Genomic DNA, 6,475 nt, shown 5'->3' with positions numbered 1-6,475 from the left:
ACTTGTCCTGGAGGGCGCGGGCGTCGTAGTGGCCGCCCGCCGTCTGGTCGCCGTCTACCGCTGTCATCGCTGCTTGTTTCCTTAGCCGGGTCCGGTGGTACCTCCTCAGGTTAACGGCTGCCGACTCGGGCCGTGAACCTGATCGTCCAGCCTGTGGACAACCCTGCTCCCCCGCCGCCGCAGTGCATTGCGCGTCCGGGCCGGGCCGGACCCGGTATCGGTGGGGTCACGGACTCACCCACCCCTGCACACCGACCACCCGGTTTGTTACTCTTCCGTCAAGTGGCGCAGAACACGAGACCTGGACCACAAGGCGGTCCGTCACCAACGCGGGAGGCCCCATGCTCAACCTGTCCGTCGTGCTCGAGGACGGCGCACGCAGCGCCCCCGAGAATGAATGCCTGGTCTTCGGTGACCTGCGCCTGAACTACGCGCTGACGAACGCGATCTCCAACCAGGTGGCCAACCTGCTGGTCTCGCGCGGGATCCGGCCGGGAGACCGGGTGGCCCTGGCCTGCCCGAACCTGCCCTACTTCCCCTTCGTCTACTACGGGGCCCTCAAGGCGGGCGCGGTGGTGGTGCCGCTCAACGTGCTCCTCACCCCGCGCGAGATCGCCTACCACCTGGAGGACTCCGGCACCAAGGCCCTCTTCGCCTTCACCGGATCGCCGGAACTGCCTCTGGGCGAGCGCGCGCACGAGGCCTTCCAAGAGGTCGAGAGCTGCGAGACCTACGTGGACCTGCCGGCCTCCCCCGGCGCCACGGAGTCCACGATCGAGGGTGCCGAGACCCTGTGGAAGGCCATCGAGGGTCAGCCGACGGAGTTCGAGACCGTGCGCACCGAGGCCGACGACACCGCGGTCATCATCTACACGAGCGGCACCACCGGCCGCCCGAAGGGCGCCGAGCTCTCGCACAACAACCTGATGATGAACGCCATCGGGGCGGCCGGCATGGTCCAGGCGCACCCCGACGGCCGCGACGTGGCGCTGGTCGTGCTGCCGCTGTTCCACATCTTCGGGCAGACGGTGATGCTCAACGCCGCGCTGTACCGCCGGGCGACGCTCGTGCTCATGCCGCGCTTCGACGGCAACGAGGCCCTCTCCCTCATGGAGAAGGAGGGTGTGACCGGGTTCGCGGGCGTGCCCACCATGTACTGGGGCCTGCTCAACGCCGCGAAGGACGCCGATCCGGGTACCTACGACCTGGACAAGATCGCCGGGAACGTCGTCGACGCGGTCTCGGGCGGCGCCGCCCTGCCGGCCCAGCTCGCCGAGGACTTCACCAAGACCTTCGGGGTCGGCATCAAGGAAGGCTACGGGCTCTCCGAGACCTCCCCGGTCGTGTCGTTCAACAACCCGCGGACCGGCGCCAAGACCGGCTCCATCGGCCGCCCGGTCTGGGGTGTGGAGATGAAGCTGATCGACGCCGACTGGAACGAGCAGGACGAGGTCGGCGAGATCGCGGTGCGCGGGCACTGCGTCATGAAGGGCTACCACGAGCGGCCCGAGGTCAACGCCGAGATCATCAAGGACGGCTGGTTCCGTACCGGTGACATCGCCCGTCGCGACGAGGACGGCTTCTACTTCATCGTCGACCGTTCGAAGGACATGATCATCCGCGGCGGCTTCAACGTCTACCCGCGTGAGATCGAGGAGGTCCTGATGACCCACGAAGCGGTCAGCATGGCCGCCGTCATCGGGATCCCGCACGAGACGCACGGCGAGGAGATCAAGGCGTTCGTGATCCTCCAGAGCGGCGCGGAGATCGGTGCCGAAGAGCTCGTCGAGTGGTCGAAGGGGCGCCTCGCCGGCTACAAGTACCCGCGTGAGATCGAGTTCCGCGACGAACTGCCGATGACCTCCACCGGCAAGATCCTCAAGCGCCAGCTGCGCGACTGACCCCGCGCCGCGACCGGATGACAGGGCCCCGCGACCATTGCTCTGGAACCCGAGACCGGTCGCGGGGCCTTCGTACGCCTGCGTGCGGAGGCCAGGATTCAGCCCTTGACCGCTCCCTGCACCAGGCCGGCGGCGAGGTAACGCTGCACGAGCACGAAGAAGACCATCACCGGGATTGTGATGATGGTCGAGGCCGCCATGACGTGGCCCCACTCGTTCGCGTACTGGCCGAAGAACTGCCGCAGCCCGACCGCGACCGTGTACTTGTCGCTCTGCTGCATGAAGGTCAGCGCGAGCACGAACTCGTTCCAGGCCACGATGAAGGAGAAGATCGCCGTCGCCACCAGCCCGGGGGCCACGAGCGGGAACAGCACCTTCCAGAACATGACCGGCCACGAGGCGCCGTCGATGTAGGCGGCTTCCTCCACCTCCTTGGGCACCGCGGCCACGAACCCGCGCATCATCCACACGGCCAACGGCAGGGAGAGGGCGATGTAGACGATGCCCAGACCGATCAGGGTGTTGAGCAGCTGCAGGTCACGCACCTGGATGAACAGCGGGATGACCAGCGCCTCCAGCGGCACCATCTGCACGATCAGGATCATCACCAGTACCGAGGTGCGGAACTTGAACTTGAACCGCGCCACCGCCACGGCCGCGAGCAGGGCCAGCACACACGCTCCGCCGACGGTGATCGCGGCGACGGCGAGGGAGTTGAGCAGGTAGGTCGTGAAGTTGCCCTCGGTCAGGACGTAGACGAAGTTGTCGAGCGAGGGATCCGTGGGCAGCAGCGCTCCGGTCCCCGAAGTCGCACTGTCGGAGAAGGCGCTGACGACCATGAAGTAGACGGGGAAGAGCGTGAACAGCAGCAGGGCGCTCACAGCCAGGCACTTGCCGAGCAGCCGCCACATCCGCGACGCCTCGCCGCGCAGGCGGGCCCGGCGCACCTGGTCCTCCCAGTGGATGGGCTCCGGTGTGGGTGCAGTGCGCGTGCTCAACGGGTCTCCTCGTGGACGCGGCGCCCCGCGGGCGCGGACTGTCGGGCGGGCGGTACGTGGGCACTCGGGCGCAATGCCCTAGAATCCGGCGAAGTCCGGGGCCGCAGTCCGGCCGGCCCCGCTGGAGTACGGCGGACGAAGGGCAGCCACGCGTGTACGACCTCGACGGGCCCTCCCCAACGGAGGTGGTCATCAGTTGGCTGCCGCACGACGCCCGGTTCCGGGACACCGCCGTACGGCACGCGGTCTCCGACCCGACCGGGCGACGCCTCTACGCGTACGTGCACAACCTCGTCAACCAGTCCAACGACGACGGACGCCCACTGAGCGCCTTCGACCTGCGCACCATGGGTGCGGTGCGCGAGGACCTCGACCGCCGTTCCCTGGCGTCCGTGGACTGGCGAAGGGTGCGCGACAAGCTCGCCGGACCGTCCTGAGCCCACGGTCCGCTGTGCCGCACCCGCCGCTCTGATTGTCGCGCGGGCCCGGGTGCTCACGCGCGCCCTCACAGCTCGTCGTCCTTGAACAGCGACCGCAGGTACACGATCGTGATCGCCAGCAGCAGGAGTGTGAGCACGACCGCCACGGCCGAACCCATGCCGTAGTCGTTGTGGCCGAAGGAGCGCACGTAGGCCCACACGCCCAGGTTGAGCATCTGCGACCCGCCCACGTCGCCGCCCGGCATCAGATAGATCTGCGCGAACACCTTGAAGTCCCAGATGGTCGACAGGATCGTGACCACCGCGAAGACCGGGCGCAGCACCGGGAACGTCACGTGCCAGAACCGCTTCCAGGGTCCGGCGCCGTCGATGAGGGCCGCCTCCTGGAGCTCCTTGGGCACGGTCAACAGCCCCGCCAGCACCGTCACGGCCACGAACGGGAACCCGCTGTGCACGATGTTGAGGGTGACGATCGCGTAGAACCAGAAACGGTCCGCGAACCAGTTGTAGCCGCCCGCGTCGACCACGCCCAGACTCATGAGGGCCTGGGCGATCACACCTTGGTCGACGTCGAAGATCCATATCCACACGTAGGTGCCGCTGACCACCGGCATGGCCCAGGCGACCATGATGCAGGAGGTCACGATGACCCGCGGCACCACCTTGAGGTTGACCAGCAGCAGGGCGACCAGGGTGCCCAGCACGACCGTGGTGACCACGGCGACGACTGCGAACACCACGGTGTTCAGCAGCGCAACGTTCCACAGGTAGGGGTCGGTGAGCAGGGCGATGTAGTTGTCGAACCCGATGAAATCCGATTCGCCGGAGACCAGGTTGCTCAGGTGGTACTCCCGCATGGAGAGCCACACGATCCTGCCGAGCGGGAATAGCAGGAGTGCCCCGATGACGAGCAGGGGCGGGGTGAGCAGCAGCCACGGCAGCGCGGCCCGGCGGCCCCTCATACTCATCATCGGCCGGGAGCGGCCGGGGGCGCTGCCCCCGGCCGTTCCCTTCCCGCTCCGCCCCGGCCCTCCGGGTCCGAGACCGGCCGCTGTTCCCACGTGCTAACCCCCGTTGAGGATCTGCTCGATCTCGTCTGCGGCGCTCTCGGTGGCTTCCTCTACGGACACGTTGCCGTTGAGGATGTCCTGCTGCATCCCGACAATGACGTTCTCGGCCTCGACCTGGCCCCACTCCGGCGCGACGGGGGTACCCCGTCCGGCCTCGTTGAGCTGGACAGCGAAAGGCTGGACCGTGGGGTCGTCCGACTCGGCGTACTCCTCGATCTCCTCGACGCCGCCGGGGAAGAACCCGGTATCGTCGGCCCAGCGCACGGACCACTCGGGGTCGGTGAGGTGCTCGATGTAGGCGGTGCCGGCGTCCTCGTTGCCGGTGCCCTCGAACACGGCGAGGTTGGAGCCGCCGGCGAAGGAGTCGGAGTACCCCTCGTCCTGGCCGGGGATCGGGAAGACCCCGATGTCGCCCTCGAGGTCGGGGTTGTTCTCCACGACGGCCTTGGGGTTCGCGTTGCCCAGGATCGCCATGACGGCGTCCTCCTCGGAGAAGGACTCCATGACGTCGATCTCGTTCCAGTTCACCGCTCCGGTGGTGGAGAGGTCGTCCTCCAGGGAGAGGTCGGTGAAGAACTCGATGCCTTCGCGGGCCTCCTCGCTGTCGACCTCGGAGACCCAGGTGCCGTCGTCCTGCTCGACCGCGACCTCGGCGCCGCCGCCCCAGATCCAGGGCAGGACGGAGTACTGGGCGTCTCCGGGCACGGGGAACGCGATCATGTCGTCCTCGGCCTCGGACAGCTCGAGGGCGGTCTCGCGCAGCTCTTCCCAGTTCTCGGGTTCCTCGGCGCCGTGCTCCTCGAACACGTCGGTGCGGTAGACCACCGACCGGATGGCCGCGTACCAGGGCAGGGAATACACGGCGTCGTCGATCTCGCCCATCTCGAGCATGCCCTCGTTGTAGGCCGACGTGTCGTCGATGGCGGGCGCCAGGTCGTGTAGGGCGCCGGCGTCGGAGAACTCGGGGACGAAGGTGGTGCCGAGCTCGACGACGTCGGGCATGGTTCCGCCGGCGATGGAGGTCGAGATCATGTCCTGGGCGTCGGCCCACGGAATGAACTCCACCTCGACGTCCATCCCGTGCTCCTCGGAGAAGGCCTCGTTGGCCTCCTCGAAGAACCCGGTCGCGTCGGGGTTGGTGCCCTCCATGATCCAGACCGTGAGGGTGTCGTCTTCAGCCGTGCCGCACGAGGTCGTGGCCAGGACGAGGGCGAGTGCGGCCGCGGGGAGGGGGGCGTGGGTGAGTAGTGGTCTGCGAGCCATCGGCGCGCCTCCCGTTCCTGTCGAGGTCCCCAAAGGGTTGGTAGGAAACCTACGTAAGGAACGGCACCTTGTGAAGTAAACAACTCGACCTTGTGTCTGAGCTGTTAGGCCCGAATGGAACCCTGTACGCGCCGACCCGGACCCGCCACCCTCCGCGTCCGGGCGGGTGCGGGCGCTCCCGCCGCCCGGACGTCACCGGATCACTCCTCCTCGAGCCCGCTCACCTGGCGCAACGTGGACACGAGCTCGGCGCGCTTGTACACGGCCAGGCCGATCGCGGCGCAGAAGGCCGCGAGCATGTGCGCGTAGACCATGGGGTCACCCAAGGTGAAGCGTTCTGCGACCTCCTCCTCCCCCAGGGAGTGCGCCTCCCAGGCCGTGGAGACCGCGAACTCCAATTCCGGTGGGAGCATCTCGGCGACGGTGCGGGCCACGGCCTCACGGGAGTCGGCCGGTTTCCACATGACCCCGGTCTCCTGGACCCGGCGGCTGAGGAAGGCCGCGAGCACCTTGAGCGCGGACACGACGGCGTCGGCATGGTCGGTCGCCGGGGGAACGGCCCGTTCCAACGCCTCGCGGTCGTGGTCGGCGTATGCGGCGACGAGGTCGACGGCGGACCGCTCGACCTCCTCGGAGGGCTCGGGGCTCGGGTTCGGCTCACCCGGCTGGGAGCTGTCGTCTGCGGACACGGTGAGGTCCCTTCGAGGCTGCTGGACGGTGGTGCCGCGTCCATGATGCCGCCTGGAGCACCCGCGGCGGGCAGCACGGCACCGGCGTCCCCGCAGGGCGAACACCCGGGGGAC

At 68.2% G+C, this 6,475-nt stretch carries 6 protein-coding genes; 2 read left to right on the top strand and 4 right to left on the bottom strand.

The features are described 5' to 3' along the window. Positions 1 to 341: 341 nt before the first annotated feature. A complete protein-coding gene (locus D474_RS0105195; RefSeq protein ID WP_017612533.1) occupies positions 342 to 1,901 on the top strand; it encodes a long-chain-fatty-acid--CoA ligase in 1,560 nt (519 codons plus the stop codon). Positions 1,902 to 1,999: 98 nt separating this feature from the next. Here the strand turns inward: D474_RS0105195 and D474_RS0105190 are convergent, their stop codons facing one another. After that, a complete protein-coding gene (locus D474_RS0105190; protein WP_017612532.1) occupies positions 2,000 to 2,899 on the bottom strand; it encodes a carbohydrate ABC transporter permease in 900 nt (299 codons plus the stop codon). 152 nt (positions 2,900 to 3,051) lie between these two features. On the opposite strand from D474_RS0105190, the gene D474_RS0105185 reads away from it, so the two are divergent. Beyond that, entirely contained in the window at positions 3,052 to 3,336 is a 285-nt protein-coding gene (locus D474_RS0105185; protein WP_017612531.1) for a hypothetical protein, read from the top strand. Between the two features lie 68 nt (positions 3,337 to 3,404). Here D474_RS0105185 and D474_RS0105180 read toward each other — a convergent pair whose 3' ends face one another. The 3 genes from D474_RS0105180 to D474_RS0105170 form a co-directional block, all read right to left on the bottom strand. Then, positions 3,405 to 4,301, bottom strand: coding sequence for a carbohydrate ABC transporter permease (locus tag D474_RS0105180; protein WP_017612530.1), 897 nt, complete (start codon positions 4,299 to 4,301; stop codon positions 3,405 to 3,407). A 102-nt stretch (positions 4,302 to 4,403) separates the two neighbouring features. Further along, on the bottom strand, positions 4,404 to 5,672 hold the full coding sequence (locus D474_RS0105175) for a sugar ABC transporter substrate-binding protein (protein ID WP_017612529.1): 1,269 nt from the start codon (positions 5,670 to 5,672) through the stop codon (positions 4,404 to 4,406). A gap of 200 nt (positions 5,673 to 5,872) precedes the next feature. Beyond that, a complete protein-coding gene (locus D474_RS0105170) occupies positions 5,873 to 6,361 on the bottom strand; it encodes a hypothetical protein (RefSeq protein WP_017612528.1) in 489 nt (162 codons plus the stop codon). Between the last annotated feature and the right edge of the window lie 114 nt (positions 6,362 to 6,475).

The sequence above is a fragment of the Nocardiopsis salina YIM 90010 genome, from assembly GCF_000341025.1.
GTDB classification, from domain to species: Bacteria; Actinomycetota; Actinomycetes; order Streptosporangiales; family Streptosporangiaceae; genus Nocardiopsis; species Nocardiopsis salina.
The sequence above is the reverse complement of the archived record's forward strand: the minus strand, read 5'-3'. Positions and strand labels throughout refer to the sequence as shown.

Bases quoted from the DNA above. Each gene is read 5' to 3' on its own strand.
- D474_RS0105195 (WP_017612533.1), top strand. From the start codon at position 342: ATGCTCAACCTGTCCGTCGTGCTCGAGGACGGCGCACGCAGCGCCCCC.
- D474_RS0105180 (WP_017612530.1), bottom strand. From the start codon at position 4,301: ATGAGGGGCCGCCGGGCCGCGCTGCCGTGGCTGCTGCTCACCCCGCCC.
- D474_RS0105175 (WP_017612529.1), bottom strand. From the start codon at position 5,672: ATGGCTCGCAGACCACTACTCACCCACGCCCCCCTCCCCGCGGCCGCA.